The following is a 12992-nucleotide window of genomic DNA, read 5'->3' on the forward strand; positions in this document are numbered from 1 at the left end:
TGTCAGTAGAGTACCGTCGGATTAGCGCAATAATGGGCAACCCGGCGGTAGCCTGCAACGCAGGGCTGCGGGCAGGATTTCAACATGAAACTCTTGCCCGCTGAGCGGTTCACCATCCAGATTGAAGGTAATTTCATGTGGCGCACGGATATCAAACCATGATGATGCGCCATCGATGATATTCGGATTGTCTTCGGACTGAGTTATCGCCGATAGCAGTGCCGGAATCAGCTCCTCACCGGTAAAGATTCGCAGTTGCAGCAGACCGTCATTAATGAGCGCGGTCGGGCAAAGTTGCTGTCCGCCACCGGCCTGACGCCCGTTGCCAATACCAATCACCAGCGCATCCCCCTGCCAGTGAAAGTTTTCGCCGCGAATGTCGCAACTGTCTGGCTTCAGCGTATCCATGCGCATTAACCCGTGAATAAAGTACGACACACCGCCCAGGGCGGCTTTGAGTTTCTCCGGTGTTTCGCTGGTGATCCGCGTACCGAACCCTCCGGTCGCCATATTGATAAAGCAGGTTTTATCGTTGACCTGCGCCATATCAATCTCTACCGAGTTCCCGGCAATAGCCAGCTTTAATGCCTTGTCCAGCGCTTCAGGAATGCCAACGCTGGTAGCAAAATCATTTGCCGTTCCCAATGGCAAAATCCCGAGTGCGGGAACATTCTCCCCCTGGCAGTGGATCAGCGCTGTGGATACTTCGTTGATGGTACCGTCACCACCGCCGGCAATCACCGTTGCCACGCCCAATCGGAGCGCTTCATCAACGTAACGTTGCGCGTCACCTTTTTCCCAGGTCACGCGAACATGGATTTCGACACTTTCGTTGCGCAGTTGAGCAATAGCGTCACGCAGGGGAAGGTTATCAGCACTTTTCCCATTCAGGATCAGTAAGCTGGCCGGGAATGCTATCATCCTGTTGCCTCACTTTTATCGTTTTAACTAGTGTATGCCAGGAATGCGTTTATGGCGTAGGAACTGACTGAAAGCGAAGACCCATCGACGGGTTCTGAGGGAGATATGGGGGGGATTGACTCGCTTTGCTCGCCCCTGCGGGGCAGCCCGTTCGCTGCGCTCCCGGTCTGTCCAACTGGCTGCGCCAGTAGTCGAACCCCGGTCGGGGGTTTCTCATCCCCCCGGAGATGTGCAACATGCGAAAAAAAAGCCCGTACTTGCGTACGAGCTCTTTCCCGAATATGGCGGTGAGGGGGGGATTGACTCGCTTTGCTCGCCCCTACGGGGCAGCCCGTTCGCGATGCTCTCGGTCTGTCCAGCTGGCAACGCCAGCAGTCGAACCCCGGTCGGGGCTTCTCATCCCCCCGGAGGTGTGCAATATGCGAAAAAAAAGCCCGTACTTGCGTACGAGCTCTTTCCCGAATATGGCGGTGAGGGGGGGATTCGAACCCCCGATACGTTGCCGTATACACACTTTCCAGGCGTGCTCCTTCAGCCACTCGGACACCTCACCATATTGTTGTTCCTGTATTGCTGGAACGGGCGCTAATGTAGGGGAAATACCGCCCCGGCGTCAATCTACTTTTTCAAAAAAACGTGCATTTACACAAACTTCAAGCAACATGGGGCTTAAATGAGCGGGAATTGTTTTTTTTGCCAGCATCCTAAAATTTGCTAATCTGATATTCCCTCGGAAAATGATGATAATAAGTGCGAGAACGTTCCGCATAACAATATTCAGGAGACAATATGGAAATAATTTTCTATCACCCTACATTTGATACGGCCTGGTGGTTAAAGGCGCTGGCGAAAGCCATCCCTGGCGCTAACGTTCGCGAGTGGAAAGCGGGTGATAACGCCCATGCCGACTATGCGCTGGTCTGGCATCCGCCGGTTGAAATGCTGGCAGGACGAAAATTGAAAGCCGTCTTTGCATTAGGAGCCGGAGTGGACTCCATCCTCAGTAAGCTAAAAGCGCACCCGGAGATGCTGGATACCTCGATTCCACTTTTCCGTCTGGAAGATACCGGTATGGGTCTGCAAATGCAGGAGTATGCGGTGAGTCAGGTGTTGCACTGGTTCCGCCGCTTTGATGACTATCAGGCATTAAAAACCCAGGCGAAGTGGCAGCCGTTGCAAGAGTATACCCGTGATGAATTTACCATCGGAATCATGGGCGCTGGTGTATTAGGGGCTAAAGTGGCAGAGAGTCTGCAGGCATGGGGCTTCCCGTTACGCTGTTGGAGCCGTACTCATAAATCCTGGCCTGGTGTGGAAAGTTTTGCAGGCACCGAAGAGTTGAGTGCGTTTTTAAGCCAGACGCGTGTGCTGATTAATCTTCTGCCCAATACGGCAGAAACGGTGGGCATTATTAATGCCGGGCTGTTGAATCAATTACAGGATGGCGCCTATGTGCTTAACCTGGCGCGTGGCGTTCATCTCAATGAAGACGATCTTCTGGCATCGTTGAATAGCGGAAAACTGAAAGGTGCGATGCTGGATGTTTATAGCCGAGAACCGCTACCGGAAGACAGCCCATTGTGGAAACACCCGCGTGTGGCTATGACGCCGCACATTGCAGCGGTAACGCGCCCGGCGGAAGCGGTGGATTATATCTCTCGTACAATCCTTAGCCTGGAAAATGGAAAAGCGGTTACCGGTCAGGTCGATCGCGTTCGGGGCTATTGATATCAATATCAACCCGGCCCGCGCCGGGTTTCGACTCAATACACCCCGAATTATTTAGGGTATTAAAGGCGGCGATACCTGCTATCCTTGACGGAAAACGACTACAGGAGAGAGTTATGTATCCCGTTGACCTGCATATGCATACCGTTGCCAGCACCCACGCTTACAGCACTTTGAGTGATTATATCGCTGAAGCCCATCGCAAAGGTATCAAACTGTTTGCCATCACCGATCATGGACCGGACATGGCGGATGCGCCACACCACTGGCATTTTATTAACATGCGTATTTGGCCGCGCGTGGTGAACGGCGTGGGGATCCTGCGCGGGATAGAAGCAAACATTAAGAATATTGAAGGTGAGATCGACTGTTCAGGGCCGATGTTTGACTCACTTGATTTGATTATTGCGGGCTTCCATGAGCCGGTTTTTGCCCCTCACGATAAAGAAACCAATACTCAGGCGATGATCGCCACGATGGCGAGTGGCAATGTACATATTATCAGCCACCCAGGAAATCCCAAATATCCCGTCGATATCACCGCAATTGCACAGGCGGCGGCAAAATATCAGGTCGCACTGGAAATCAATAATTCCTCATTTTTGCATTCGCGTAAGGGCAGTGAAGATAACTGTCGCGCTGTCGCTGCTGCAGTACGTGATGCTGGTGGCTGGGTTGCCCTGGGTTCAGATTCCCATACCGCATTTACGTTGGGAGAGTTCGGTGAATGCCGTAAGATTCTGGATGATGTGGGCTTCCCGGAAGACCGAATTCTGAACGTTTCACCAAAACGCTTGCTGACGTTTCTGGAATCGCGGGGCATGGAGCCTATCGCGGAATTTGCTGAACTTTAATTGTTACTAACTGGAATATATCAATGAACGAGTTTTCTATCCTGTGCCGTGTACTGGGCTCGCTGTTTTACCGCCAACCGCAGGACCCTTTACTGGTTCCCCTGTTTACCCTGATTAGCGAAGGTAAACTGTCTGCTAACTGGCCACTGGAACAGGATGAGCTGTTGGCCCGTTTGCAGAAAAGCTGTGATATGCCCCAGCTTGCTGCAGATTACAACGCGCTGTTTGTCGGGAAAGAGTGTTCCGTGCCGCCTTATCGTAGCGCCTGGGTAGAAGGGGCGAAGGAAGCAGATGTTCGTGCATTCCTTTCAGCACGTGGAATGCCGCTGGCGGATACACCAGCCGATCATATTGGTACCTTGTTGCTGGCGGCATCCTGGCTTGAAGACCAGTCCGCAGAAGATGAGAGTGAAGCACTGGAAACCTTGTTTGTTGACTACCTGCTTCCCTGGTGCGACACGTTCCTTGGTAAAGTTGAGGCGCATGCGAATACCGCTTTCTGGCGAACTATGGCACCGCTGACGCGCGATGCCATTAGCGCAATGTGGGACGAATTGCAGGAAGATACCGACGAATAAATGTGATTTAGATCACTATATACTGCAACACAATTTATCATCTTGCATAAATTGTGTGCACGATCTCATTACTATGCCGTTTTTCTGCTAAGATGCGCGGCATGAACATACTTCTCTCTATTGCAATCACAACGGGCATTCTCTCCGGACTCTGGGGATGGGTGGCCGTTTCTCTTGGTTTACTCAGTTGGGCTGGCTTCCTGGGCTGTACGGCTTATTTTGCCTGCCCGCAAGGTGGACTGAAAGGGCTGTGGATCTCGGCGTGTACGCTGCTAAGCGGCGTGGTGTGGGCGTTGGTGATTATTAATGGTAGTGCACTTGCTCCGCATATGGACATCCTTGGTTATGTCATAACGGGAATTGTCGCATTTATGATGTGTATCCAGGCAAAGCAATGGTTGCTTTCATTTGTCCCGGGCACATTTATGGGGGCATGTGCAACATTTGCAGGGCAGGGAGACTGGCAGTTGGTTCTGCCTTCTCTGGGGCTGGGCTTGGTGTTTGGTTATGCGATGAAAAACAGTGGGCTGTGGCTGGCATCACGTCGCGAAAACCCGGCTTCATCCACACTGACCAGTAAATAAAAAAAGCGTGAGGCTTCCCTCACGCTTTTTTCTCTCGGTTTATTATCAGGACTCTGGAGGTACCGACATATGGCGGTATTTGACCAGAATGTCGTTATCAACTTGTTTCTTATCCTGCAAATCCCACAAGCCGCGATCGATACCGTCATTTATCAGGAAGATAACGCCAGTTTCAATGGCTGACATCAGGCAAAGCATGACCGGTTCGTTAGAGGTATAACCAATTTCCCCTTCCAGAAGCCGTTGGTAGTCAATGAAACGGAATACCCCTGCCTGCACTTCATAAGACAGGATGGTTTTACTGGTGTTTACCGAAGAAAGGATCTCACCGGTACTGACGTTAACCACACGCAGGTTTACCGCAATCTGATCGAGTTGGTATTGCGTATCTGCACCAATACCGAAATAACGCGCGCCGACACCACCTGATTTAACGTTGCTTTCATAGCCGATGATTGAACCTTCAACCATTACGTTAGCCGCGGTTAATGATTGCAGCGGAATTCGGTTGTTAATGGCAACCGTGCCGTTTTCCTGTGCCGCACGGATGATTTTCCTCTCGTTCAGTAAGTTCTGTAATCCCTGACGCTCCAGCGGGATGAACCAACGCGAATCTTTCAGTGCGGTAACCAGCATTGCCGTGGCACTTTGCGGTACGGCAGTGGAGAAGTTACTTGCCGGATAAGGTTTAAACTGACCCGTTTCATCTTGGATATTGTAAACCGATACAAAGATTTTACCCGTAGGCATCGGGAGATGCGTCAAGTCTTTGTAACTTTGGGCGCGAGGCATTAATGTCGGTTTAGCGGCTTCTTGCGGTGGGGACGTTAAGCATCCGCTGAGTAAAAATACTGCAACCATTATAAGTAAGCGCTGCATGATTTTTTCCTTTCGTGGCTATGGCTTAGAAATCGGTTGACTGTGTTTGTAAACCCGACACTTCGATCGTCGATGTTTTTCCCGATTTCCTGTCGGTAACATTCAATTGCAGCTGCCCGTCCCGGTTAGCGATATCAATGATAAAATCATTGGTCACCATTCTTCCCGGCTTACCGGTATTAATGTTGGTGAGCAGGCCGCCGAGAATTTGTGACTGAATCGCCTGAGTAAAGTTATCCAGCGCTGACGGTGTTTCAATTCCGTAATCGCTATAGCTCGGATCTTTATAGGAGTTCTGCGCCTGAGCGCTGTTCAACAAAAAAGCCCCGTTATTCGGGTTGCCACCAAAGTTTGGGTTTCGGAACTGGAACGTCATGTTTCCGGCCCAACTTAATGGTGAAATTAGCATGAGCAAAACCACTGCATGTTTGACACGCATGAAAGCCTCCGGACAAAATCATGTTTTAGAATTCATCGCGCGCTAAATCGCTCGTGCTTAATAGTGTTTGATCTATTTGCCGGCGATTTAATGCTTCCTCAGTTTGTGCCAATGCGAAGACGACAATTTTGTCGAAGTCTCTTTTCGTGGGGAATAAAAAAGTCTGGAAGATAACGTCCTGATTGACCGTTATGGTGATCCAACTTCCCCAACGCGCACTGGGTCTTTCATTGATAGTTAAATTTCCTGTGTACTCACTTTCCCACTTGTCACTAAATGCACGATAAAAATCATGCCCGATTGAAGAGACAGTGTGATCAGTTAACAGTCCGGGAACCTCCACCTCTACGCTTGTAGCTGCGTGCAGATTCCCGACAGCAAAGAATAAATTTGCTGCCACAATCCAGGTCAAATAGCGTTTCATGGCTTTATCGCCTGAGGTTATCATTGGCCCATGAGACCGCCTGCGTACGATTTTTGACAGCTATCTTTTTGAAAAGATTATAAAGATGCGTTTTTACCGTATTTTCACTGATAAATAGTGAGCGGGCGATTTCAATATTTGAGGCGCCGATACGCAATTTATTAAGTATTTCTTTTTCACGGTGTGTCAGTAACGCCGACTCCGTGCTGTTATAACGATAATTTCCAGAATGCGTGATCAGATAACTGGCAAGCTTTTGCGTGAAGTAACATTCACCGCGTAAGACACCCTGCAAGCCGCTAACGACACGCTGTTCGTCTTCAGTTGCGTAAAACACGCCATTGATATGTGGCCAGTTTTCGATATCCCGATAAGGGTAGTCATCAGGAGTGTTCAACAATAACGTCTTTATATTGTTGTTTTTTCTGCTCAAATTATCTTGCCAGTAATGGATCAGTTTTTTATCTGCCTCCATCATATCCAGTAAAACAATGCAGCTGGAGGAAATATCATCCAGAGAACGTTGAATATTATGTAGTTTTCCGGTTAGCGCCAGTGATTGTTTTAAATGTTGTAATAATGCAGTTGCCTGCAAAGAAGGTTTCGTGATCAACAATAATGTATGACCATGAATGCTATGGACTTCATTAAACATGATGAAACTCCACTTTTTAGTCGCACACCTGACAGCTGTCTCTACTAAAATAGAGGCACCAGAAGTACTGACAGATGTTGCACTGCTGCGTAGAAATAAAATATCGACCCAAAGGGGTGAAAATATTAAAACAAATGGACTTCAACTGATTTCAATCTAGCTATTACAAATCTTAAAGCAAGTGTTAAACATGTAACAAGATGTAAAATTATATATTTAAATGTGATTTTTGGGTTTTGTTGGAGTTTAGATTTGATAGGAAAGTTGTACATTTTACCGTTGCTGCATAGATTTAAAAAATCATACAAATTATAGTAATTCATTGATTTATAATGTTTTAATTTATAATCATCGAGTTTTAGATTTCTAATGAATTCAAAATTCTTTGTCCCACTTTACGTTGGACAATTTTAGGCGGAAAAAACTGACCTTTGTCACGACTTGCATCGATGACTATCGCGACGCGGTGCTGCGAAGCCCTGAAATCGTGGAAAGTGCACGTTGTTAGCGACTGCATAGAAATTCATCCCCAATGGTGAAATAAAAATAAAACCTATACCTGTAGCGGTGTTATTCACTGTTAATTAGTACTTTGGTGTGAATCTGGATATAAAAATACCACTCGCGGGTGAGTTATTTAAAATGTTTCAACGGACATACTCTTCATCGTAACGTGGCGTTAACAAATGTAAGTCATGTTAACAACAATTTGAGTGGTAATTAATTTAACTTCATGTACGACCAGTTCCAGGGTGACAGCATGAAAAACAAGTTGTTATTTATGATGTTTACAATACTGGGTGTGCCTGGGATTGCATCCGCAACCAGTTATGATTTAGCTAATTCAGAATATAACTTTGCGGTAAATGAATTAAGTAAGTCTTCATTTAATCAGGCAGCCATTATTGGTCAGGTTGGCACTGCTAACAGTGCAAATACTCGCCAGGAGGGCAGCAAGTTATTGTCGGTCATTTCGCAAGAAGGTTCAGGTAACCGGGCGAGAACAGATCAGACAGGATCATATAATTTTGCATATATTGATCAAACGGGCAGCTCCAATGATGCGAGTATTAAACAAAGTTCTTACGGTAATACAGCGATGATTATCCAGAAAGGTTCTGGTAATAAAGCAAATATTACCCAGTACGGTACACAAAAAACAGCAGTTGTGGTGCAGAGACAGTCGCAAATGGCAATTCGCGTTACTCAACGCTAATCCGTGAACGACGTTTAAATCAATCCGATGGGGGTTTTACCATGAAACTTTTAAAAGTGGCAGCATTCGCAGCAATCGTAGTTTCTGGCAGTGCTCTGGCAGGCCTTGTTCCGCAATTGAACAGCAATGGTCACCATAACGGTGGCAGTAATTATGGCCCGGACTCTTCATTGAGTATTTACCAATATGGGTCAAGTAACGTTGCGAATGCGCTGCAAAGTGATGCACGTAAATCAGACGTGACCATCACACAACACGGACATGGTAACGGTGCTACCGTCGGGCAAGGTGCTGATGACAGTACCATTAGCCTGAAACAGACTGGCTTCCAGAACAGCGCTGATATTAATCAGTGGAATGCAAAAAATGCTGACATTAGTGTAACTCAGTTCGGTGGTCGTAACGGTGCGGTGGTTAATCAGACTGCATCTGACTCGAATGTTCTGATTCAGCAGGTTGGTTATGGCAACAATGCGACAGCTAACCAGCACTAATTCAGTTTTATGACTGATAATAAACAGGGCGAAAGCCCTGTTTTTTTTCGGGAGCATATTATGCATACGCTATTACTTATTGCCGCGCTTTCAAATCAAATAACCTTTAATACAACCCAGCAAGGTGAGATGTATACCATTATTCCGCAGGTGACGTTATCTCAACCCTGCGTGTGTCAGGTTCAAGTTCTTGCCATACGTAAAGGGTCGGGGGGACAAAGCCAAACACAACAGAAAACAAGCCTGTCGATCCCTGCTAATCGGCCGATTGAATTAACAAAACTGAGCTTTAATATTTCACCTGAGGATACGGTCAACATTGTTGTTACCGTTTCGGATGGGCAGTCATTGCATCTGTCCCAGCAGTGGCCTGATTCAAGCAGTCGTTCATGATTTTTTACTGTATTTGCTTTAAGGGTGTGGCTGGGACAGCGGTGCTGTTCTATGAATATAGAGACGTGAAAACGTTTTTATTTGGTCATTAATCGCAGCGGTGAAGGATCACTTCGATCCCTCAAGGATGGTTTATCATTGAGGAACCCTTATGAGCACCTTATTAAAACGTATTTTAAGTACCAGTTTATGTGTTACTTCTTTTTTTATGTTCTCCGCAACGGCGCAGCAAATCACACCTGGCGGAATTATCCATTTCCGTGGCGCAATAGTTGAATCACCTTGCGAGGTGAACTCGCAACAACAACAGATTGAATTGTCATGTATACGTGACGGCAAGTTACGGAGTAGTCGCTATAACACACAACAGATAGCGATGGCCCCTCAAAGCCTCCAGCAGATTGCCAGTGTGAAAATGCAGTACCTTAATGAACAGAAAAATCTGGCGATTCTTAATATTGAATATAAATGAATCGTTCTGGAGTAGATATGCACCTGTATGGTTAAAAAGTGAGATTTCATAGAAAACCCTGCTGTACACTTAACAGAGAGTGTTTTGTCAGGGGGAACTTATGCAATCGCGTGTTCATGTTTTACAGGGCGACATTACGACAATCGCCGTTGATGTGATTGTCAATGCAGCCAACTCCTCGCTGCTGGGCGGCGGCGGCGTTGATGGAGCGATTCATCGCGCAGCTGGACCTGCACTGTTGGAAGCCTGCAAGCAGGTATTACAGCAACAGGGCGAATGCCCAACCGGTCATGCGGTTATCACCCTGGCGGGAAATCTTCCCGCCAAAGCGGTGATCCACACTGTTGGGCCGGTCTGGCAGGGCGGCAATCATCATGAAGCTGAACGCCTTGAAGAGGCCTATCTCAATTCATTACAACTGGCACTGGCCAATGGTTATCAATCTATTGCGTTTCCGGCTATCAGCACCGGAGCCTATGGATATCCACGTGCGGCGGCGGCGGAGATAGCGGTGAATACGGTGCTGAAATTTATCATCCGCCGTGCGCTACCTGATCAAATCTACTTCGTGTGTTTTGATGAGGAAAATGCCAGACTATACAAGAGATTACTCACCCAACAAGGCGATGATAACACGGCCTGATATGACGCGACTTGAGCGTGCCATTACCCCATTGTGCGTAAGCCATCCTGACCAGTGCGGCATTCTGGCACTGGATGACAGTCTGGATGCTTTCGCAGCCCGTTATCGGCTGACAGAAATGGCGGAACGAACGCTGGATGTGCAGTATTACATCTGGGAAAACGACATGTCCGGGCTGCTGCTGTTTTCTGTTCTGCTGGCAGCAGCAAAACGTGGGGTACGGGTTCGTTTGCTGTTGGATGATAACAACACGCCGGGCCTTGATGACACGCTGCGTCTGCTGGATAACCATCCGAATATTGAAGTCCGCCTGTTTAATCCCTTCTCATTTCGCATCCTTCGCGCGGTGGGGTATTTAACCGATTTTGCCCGGCTCAATCGCCGCATGCACAATAAAAGTTATACCGCGGACGGTGTAGTGACGCTGGTTGGTGGGCGTAATATCGGAGATGCCTATTTTGGTGCGGGTGAAGAACCGTTGTTTTCCGATCTTGACGTGATGGCCATCGGACCGGTGGTGAAAGAGGTCGCGGACGATTTTGAGCGATACTGGCAATGTCAGTCAGTTTCAACGTTACAAAAAGTCCTGGCGTTGTCTGAGTCAGAAACGCTCCAACGCATTGAACTGCCTGAATCCTGGTATAACGACGATATTACCCGACGCTATTTGCACAAACTGGAGACCAGCCAGTTTATGACGCATCTCGATCAGGGATCACTGTCGCTGATTTGGGCCAAAACGCGACTGCTCAGTGACGATCCAGCAAAAGGAGAGGGGAAGGCTCCGCGTCACTCGCTATTACCGCAGCGTTTGTTTGACATCATGGGTTCACCCACTGAGCGCATTGATATAATTTCTGCTTACTTTGTGCCGACACGTGCCGGAGTCGCACAGCTCCTGCGCCTGGTCAGAAAAGGGGTAAAGATTGCTATTTTAACTAACTCGTTGGCAGCGAATGATGTGGCAATTGTGCATGCAGGATATGCGCGCTGGCGGAAAAAATTACTGCGCTATGGTGTAGAACTGTATGAGCTAAAACCAACCCGCGATCGCGGTGCAGTGGTGCACGATCGCGGGTTGACCGGGAATTCAGGCTCCAGCCTGCATGCGAAAACCTTCAGTATTGATGGCCGCAAAGTCTTCATCGGCTCGCTTAATTTTGATCCGCGCTCAACGTTGCTCAACACGGAAATGGGATTTGTGATTGAGAGTGAAGTGCTGGCGTCATTGATTCATAAACGCTTTATGCAAAGTCAGCGTGATGTGGCCTGGCAATTGCGCCTGGATCGCTGGGGCCGGATAAACTGGGTAGATTGTCCTGGCGGCTGTGAACGGGTAGTGAAAAAAGAACCCGCCACAGGATTCTGGAAGCGGGTTTTGGTGAGGCTTGCCTCTGTATTACCGATTGAATGGCTGCTTTGAACCATGCAATCACAGCCCTGCTATCCGGCAATGGCTTTGTTTTTATCCTGCTTAGCGATGGGTTTCCCGGAAAAGAGGAACTTCAGCACCGGTATCCGCAAGTGGATTTCGTACAATATTACCGCAATCCCGACCACAAACAGAAGCCCACAGAGAAAACCCAGCAGATTTGATGTGATGTGCGGTGTGATATAGGCACCGAAAAACAGCGTTAACGGATGATGCACCAGATAGATAAACAGTGATGCATTGACAAAATAGGTGACGCGGGCTGACTGGAAATTCAATAAACGGTGGCCGAGCGAGAAGACGACGTTAACCATCCACAGTCCCATCACCATCGTTATCACGTATTCGGTTTCATACATCCAGGCATCGCCGTTTCCATAGCGTTGATTGAGCAGATAAGCCACAAAAGCGAATGCCGCGCCGAACGTGCAGCCGCGCGAGGGCGTTGTGAACAGTGCTTTCAGCTTCGGATTGATAAACGCCAGTGCGCCGAGCATAAAGAACGGCACATAGAACAGTGTTTGCATGACGATGAAATTAAACATGCCATCGCTGAGAATAGAAGGGTAGACGATAAAAATTGTTCTTCTGACGGCGGCATATCCGACGCCAAGCAACAAAAATATCAACGTCAGTTTCGTCATCGATACCGTGGAAGTGCTGGCGCCATCGGGGCTCGTCAACCGGTGTTTCATTTGGCTAAACACCCACATACTCACGGTTGTTAAAACGACAAGGACGAGTAAAAACCACAGATGAGAAATCAGCTCCCATGCCAGAGCGTTGTATTTATCGTATCCGCTGAGAGTATGCCAGCTGTCGGCTTTGCCTTTCACATATTGCAGCATGATAAATTGCGGCAGCGTGAGTAGCGGGATCGCGGTCAGCATAGGGATCCCCACGCGTTCAACACGCACTTTCCACCACCGCTTTAAGGGGTAGCGCAAAAACAGCATGTATGAAAAATAACCCGAAATAACAAAGAAGACCTGCATGCGAAATGCATGAATAAAGTCGTTAAAGAGGGTCAATATCCATGACGGTTCCGCGCTGTTCACATGCCAGGTATGTGTGGAGTAGATCAGCGAGATATGGAAGGGAATTCCCAACAACATCAGCCAGGCACGGATGGAATCCAGGAAATATTCACGCGGTGGAGATACAGAGCTCATAGACAGTTACGTATTCTCAGACTTTTCGTCTTATCCCTAAGACGAATTATGGTTACATTCGAAGGCAACCCTACACGAAGTCCAACAACCTGTCTCCAGGATAAGCAC

16 protein-coding genes, 1 tRNA gene and 1 other RNA gene are annotated in these 12992 nt (G+C 48.0%); 10 read left to right on the forward strand and 8 right to left on the reverse strand.

The features are described 5' to 3' along the window. Nucleotides 1–21: 21 nt before the first annotated feature. From yegS to QMN38_RS05870, 3 genes are all read right to left on the reverse strand, one after another. Nucleotides 22–921: a lipid kinase YegS gene (yegS, locus tag QMN38_RS05860; RefSeq protein WP_271442616.1), complete on the reverse strand. Its 900-nt coding sequence runs from the start codon at nucleotides 919–921 to the stop codon at nucleotides 22–24. Between the two features lie 282 nt (nucleotides 922–1203). Next, nucleotides 1204–1342: non-coding RNA, RtT sRNA (locus QMN38_RS05865), on the reverse strand. A gap of 44 nt (nucleotides 1343–1386) precedes the next feature. Further along, nucleotides 1387–1474: transfer RNA gene (locus QMN38_RS05870), tRNA-Ser, on the reverse strand. A gap of 236 nt (nucleotides 1475–1710) precedes the next feature. Here QMN38_RS05870 and ghrA point away from each other — a divergent pair. From ghrA to QMN38_RS05890, 4 genes are all read left to right on the forward strand, one after another. Further along, nucleotides 1711–2649: a glyoxylate/hydroxypyruvate reductase GhrA gene (gene ghrA, locus QMN38_RS05875; RefSeq protein ID WP_323604695.1), complete on the forward strand. Its 939-nt coding sequence runs from the start codon at nucleotides 1711–1713 to the stop codon at nucleotides 2647–2649. A 116-nt stretch (nucleotides 2650–2765) separates the two neighbouring features. Further along, nucleotides 2766–3503, forward strand: coding sequence for a phosphatase (locus QMN38_RS05880; protein WP_271450547.1), 738 nt, complete (start codon nucleotides 2766–2768; stop codon nucleotides 3501–3503). 23 nt (nucleotides 3504–3526) lie between these two features. Next, the gene (locus QMN38_RS05885) at nucleotides 3527–4081 is read left to right on the forward strand and encodes a TorD/DmsD family molecular chaperone (protein ID WP_005129133.1); all 555 of its coding nucleotides are present in this window, start codon (nucleotides 3527–3529) and stop codon (nucleotides 4079–4081) included. 101 nt (nucleotides 4082–4182) lie between these two features. Beyond that, nucleotides 4183–4665, forward strand: a complete 483-nt coding sequence (locus tag QMN38_RS05890) for a DUF1097 domain-containing protein (RefSeq protein ID WP_271450548.1) — start codon at nucleotides 4183–4185, stop codon at nucleotides 4663–4665. Nucleotides 4666–4710: 45 nt separating this feature from the next. On the opposite strand, the gene csgG is transcribed toward QMN38_RS05890, so the two are convergent. The 4 genes from csgG to csgD are packed head-to-tail and all read right to left on the reverse strand — an operon-like array spanning nucleotide 4711 to nucleotide 7062. Continuing rightward, nucleotides 4711–5544, reverse strand: coding sequence for a curli production assembly/transport protein CsgG (gene csgG, locus QMN38_RS05895; protein WP_005129128.1), 834 nt, complete (start codon nucleotides 5542–5544; stop codon nucleotides 4711–4713). A 25-nt stretch (nucleotides 5545–5569) separates the two neighbouring features. After that, on the reverse strand, nucleotides 5570–5983 hold the full coding sequence (csgF, locus tag QMN38_RS05900) for a curli production assembly/transport protein CsgF (protein WP_005129126.1): 414 nt from the start codon (nucleotides 5981–5983) through the stop codon (nucleotides 5570–5572). Nucleotides 5984–6008: 25 nt separating this feature from the next. Then, on the reverse strand, nucleotides 6009–6407 hold the full coding sequence (csgE, locus tag QMN38_RS05905; RefSeq protein ID WP_271442620.1) for a curli production assembly/transport protein CsgE: 399 nt from the start codon (nucleotides 6405–6407) through the stop codon (nucleotides 6009–6011). Nucleotides 6408–6411: 4 nt separating this feature from the next. Further along, nucleotides 6412–7062, reverse strand: coding sequence for a biofilm master transcriptional regulator CsgD (gene csgD / locus QMN38_RS05910; protein WP_005129125.1), 651 nt, complete (start codon nucleotides 7060–7062; stop codon nucleotides 6412–6414). Between the two features lie 760 nt (nucleotides 7063–7822). On the opposite strand from csgD, the gene csgB reads away from it, so the two are divergent. The 6 genes from csgB to QMN38_RS05940 all read left to right on the forward strand — a co-directional run bounded on the left by csgB (nucleotide 7823) and on the right by QMN38_RS05940 (nucleotide 11703). Continuing rightward, entirely contained in the window at nucleotides 7823–8278 is a 456-nt protein-coding gene (csgB, locus tag QMN38_RS05915) for a curli minor subunit CsgB (protein WP_048211206.1), read from the forward strand. A 41-nt stretch (nucleotides 8279–8319) separates the two neighbouring features. Next, nucleotides 8320–8772 carry a curli major subunit CsgA gene (csgA, locus tag QMN38_RS05920; protein WP_137383203.1) on the forward strand — a complete coding sequence of 151 codons (453 nt, stop codon included), beginning with the start codon at nucleotides 8320–8322 and terminating at the stop codon, nucleotides 8770–8772. Between the two features lie 60 nt (nucleotides 8773–8832). Further along, nucleotides 8833–9165, forward strand: a complete 333-nt coding sequence (gene csgC / locus QMN38_RS05925) for a curli assembly chaperone CsgC (protein WP_137383204.1) — start codon at nucleotides 8833–8835, stop codon at nucleotides 9163–9165. Between the two features lie 151 nt (nucleotides 9166–9316). Next, complete coding sequence (locus QMN38_RS05930; protein WP_271442729.1) at nucleotides 9317–9637, forward strand: type 1 fimbrial protein; 321 nt, start codon at nucleotides 9317–9319, stop codon at nucleotides 9635–9637. A gap of 100 nt (nucleotides 9638–9737) precedes the next feature. Continuing rightward, nucleotides 9738–10280 carry an O-acetyl-ADP-ribose deacetylase gene (gene ymdB / locus QMN38_RS05935; RefSeq protein ID WP_271442730.1) on the forward strand — a complete coding sequence of 181 codons (543 nt, stop codon included), beginning with the start codon at nucleotides 9738–9740 and terminating at the stop codon, nucleotides 10278–10280. After that, nucleotides 10216–11703 (forward strand): phospholipase D family protein, encoded by a 1488-nt coding sequence (locus tag QMN38_RS05940; protein WP_323604696.1) that lies wholly within the window; start codon nucleotides 10216–10218, stop codon nucleotides 11701–11703. The genes ymdB and QMN38_RS05940 overlap by 65 nt, the downstream gene beginning before the upstream one ends. Before the next feature lie 20 nt (nucleotides 11704–11723). Here QMN38_RS05940 and mdoC read toward each other — a convergent pair whose 3' ends face one another. Further along, nucleotides 11724–12884: a glucans biosynthesis protein MdoC gene (mdoC, locus tag QMN38_RS05945; RefSeq protein WP_323604697.1), complete on the reverse strand. Its 1161-nt coding sequence runs from the start codon at nucleotides 12882–12884 to the stop codon at nucleotides 11724–11726. Nucleotides 12885–12992 lie beyond the last annotated feature (108 nt).

It is taken from the genome of Citrobacter sp. R-1.5.2 (genome assembly GCF_035064245.1).
In the GTDB taxonomy this organism is placed as follows: Bacteria; Pseudomonadota; Gammaproteobacteria; order Enterobacterales; family Enterobacteriaceae; genus Citrobacter.

Coding starts and splice junctions, on each gene's coding strand:
- yegS (WP_271442616.1), bottom strand. CDS start 921: ATGATAGCATTCCCGGCCAGCTTACTGATCCTGAATGGGAAAAGTGCT.
- ghrA (WP_323604695.1), top strand. CDS start 1,711: ATGGAAATAATTTTCTATCACCCTACATTTGATACGGCCTGGTGGTTA.
- QMN38_RS05880 (WP_271450547.1), top strand. CDS start 2,766: ATGTATCCCGTTGACCTGCATATGCATACCGTTGCCAGCACCCACGCT.
- QMN38_RS05885 (WP_005129133.1), top strand. CDS start 3,527: ATGAACGAGTTTTCTATCCTGTGCCGTGTACTGGGCTCGCTGTTTTAC.
- QMN38_RS05890 (WP_271450548.1), top strand. CDS start 4,183: ATGAACATACTTCTCTCTATTGCAATCACAACGGGCATTCTCTCCGGA.
- csgG (WP_005129128.1), bottom strand. CDS start 5,544: ATGCAGCGCTTACTTATAATGGTTGCAGTATTTTTACTCAGCGGATGC.
- csgF (WP_005129126.1), bottom strand. CDS start 5,983: ATGCGTGTCAAACATGCAGTGGTTTTGCTCATGCTAATTTCACCATTA.
- csgE (WP_271442620.1), bottom strand. CDS start 6,407: ATGAAACGCTATTTGACCTGGATTGTGGCAGCAAATTTATTCTTTGCT.
- csgD (WP_005129125.1), bottom strand. CDS start 7,062: ATGTTTAATGAAGTCCATAGCATTCATGGTCATACATTATTGTTGATC.
- csgB (WP_048211206.1), top strand. CDS start 7,823: ATGAAAAACAAGTTGTTATTTATGATGTTTACAATACTGGGTGTGCCT.
- csgA (WP_137383203.1), top strand. CDS start 8,320: ATGAAACTTTTAAAAGTGGCAGCATTCGCAGCAATCGTAGTTTCTGGC.
- csgC (WP_137383204.1), top strand. CDS start 8,833: ATGCATACGCTATTACTTATTGCCGCGCTTTCAAATCAAATAACCTTT.
- QMN38_RS05930 (WP_271442729.1), top strand. CDS start 9,317: ATGAGCACCTTATTAAAACGTATTTTAAGTACCAGTTTATGTGTTACT.
- ymdB (WP_271442730.1), top strand. CDS start 9,738: ATGCAATCGCGTGTTCATGTTTTACAGGGCGACATTACGACAATCGCC.
- QMN38_RS05940 (WP_323604696.1), top strand. CDS start 10,216: ATGAGGAAAATGCCAGACTATACAAGAGATTACTCACCCAACAAGGCG.
- mdoC (WP_323604697.1), bottom strand. CDS start 12,884: ATGAGCTCTGTATCTCCACCGCGTGAATATTTCCTGGATTCCATCCGT.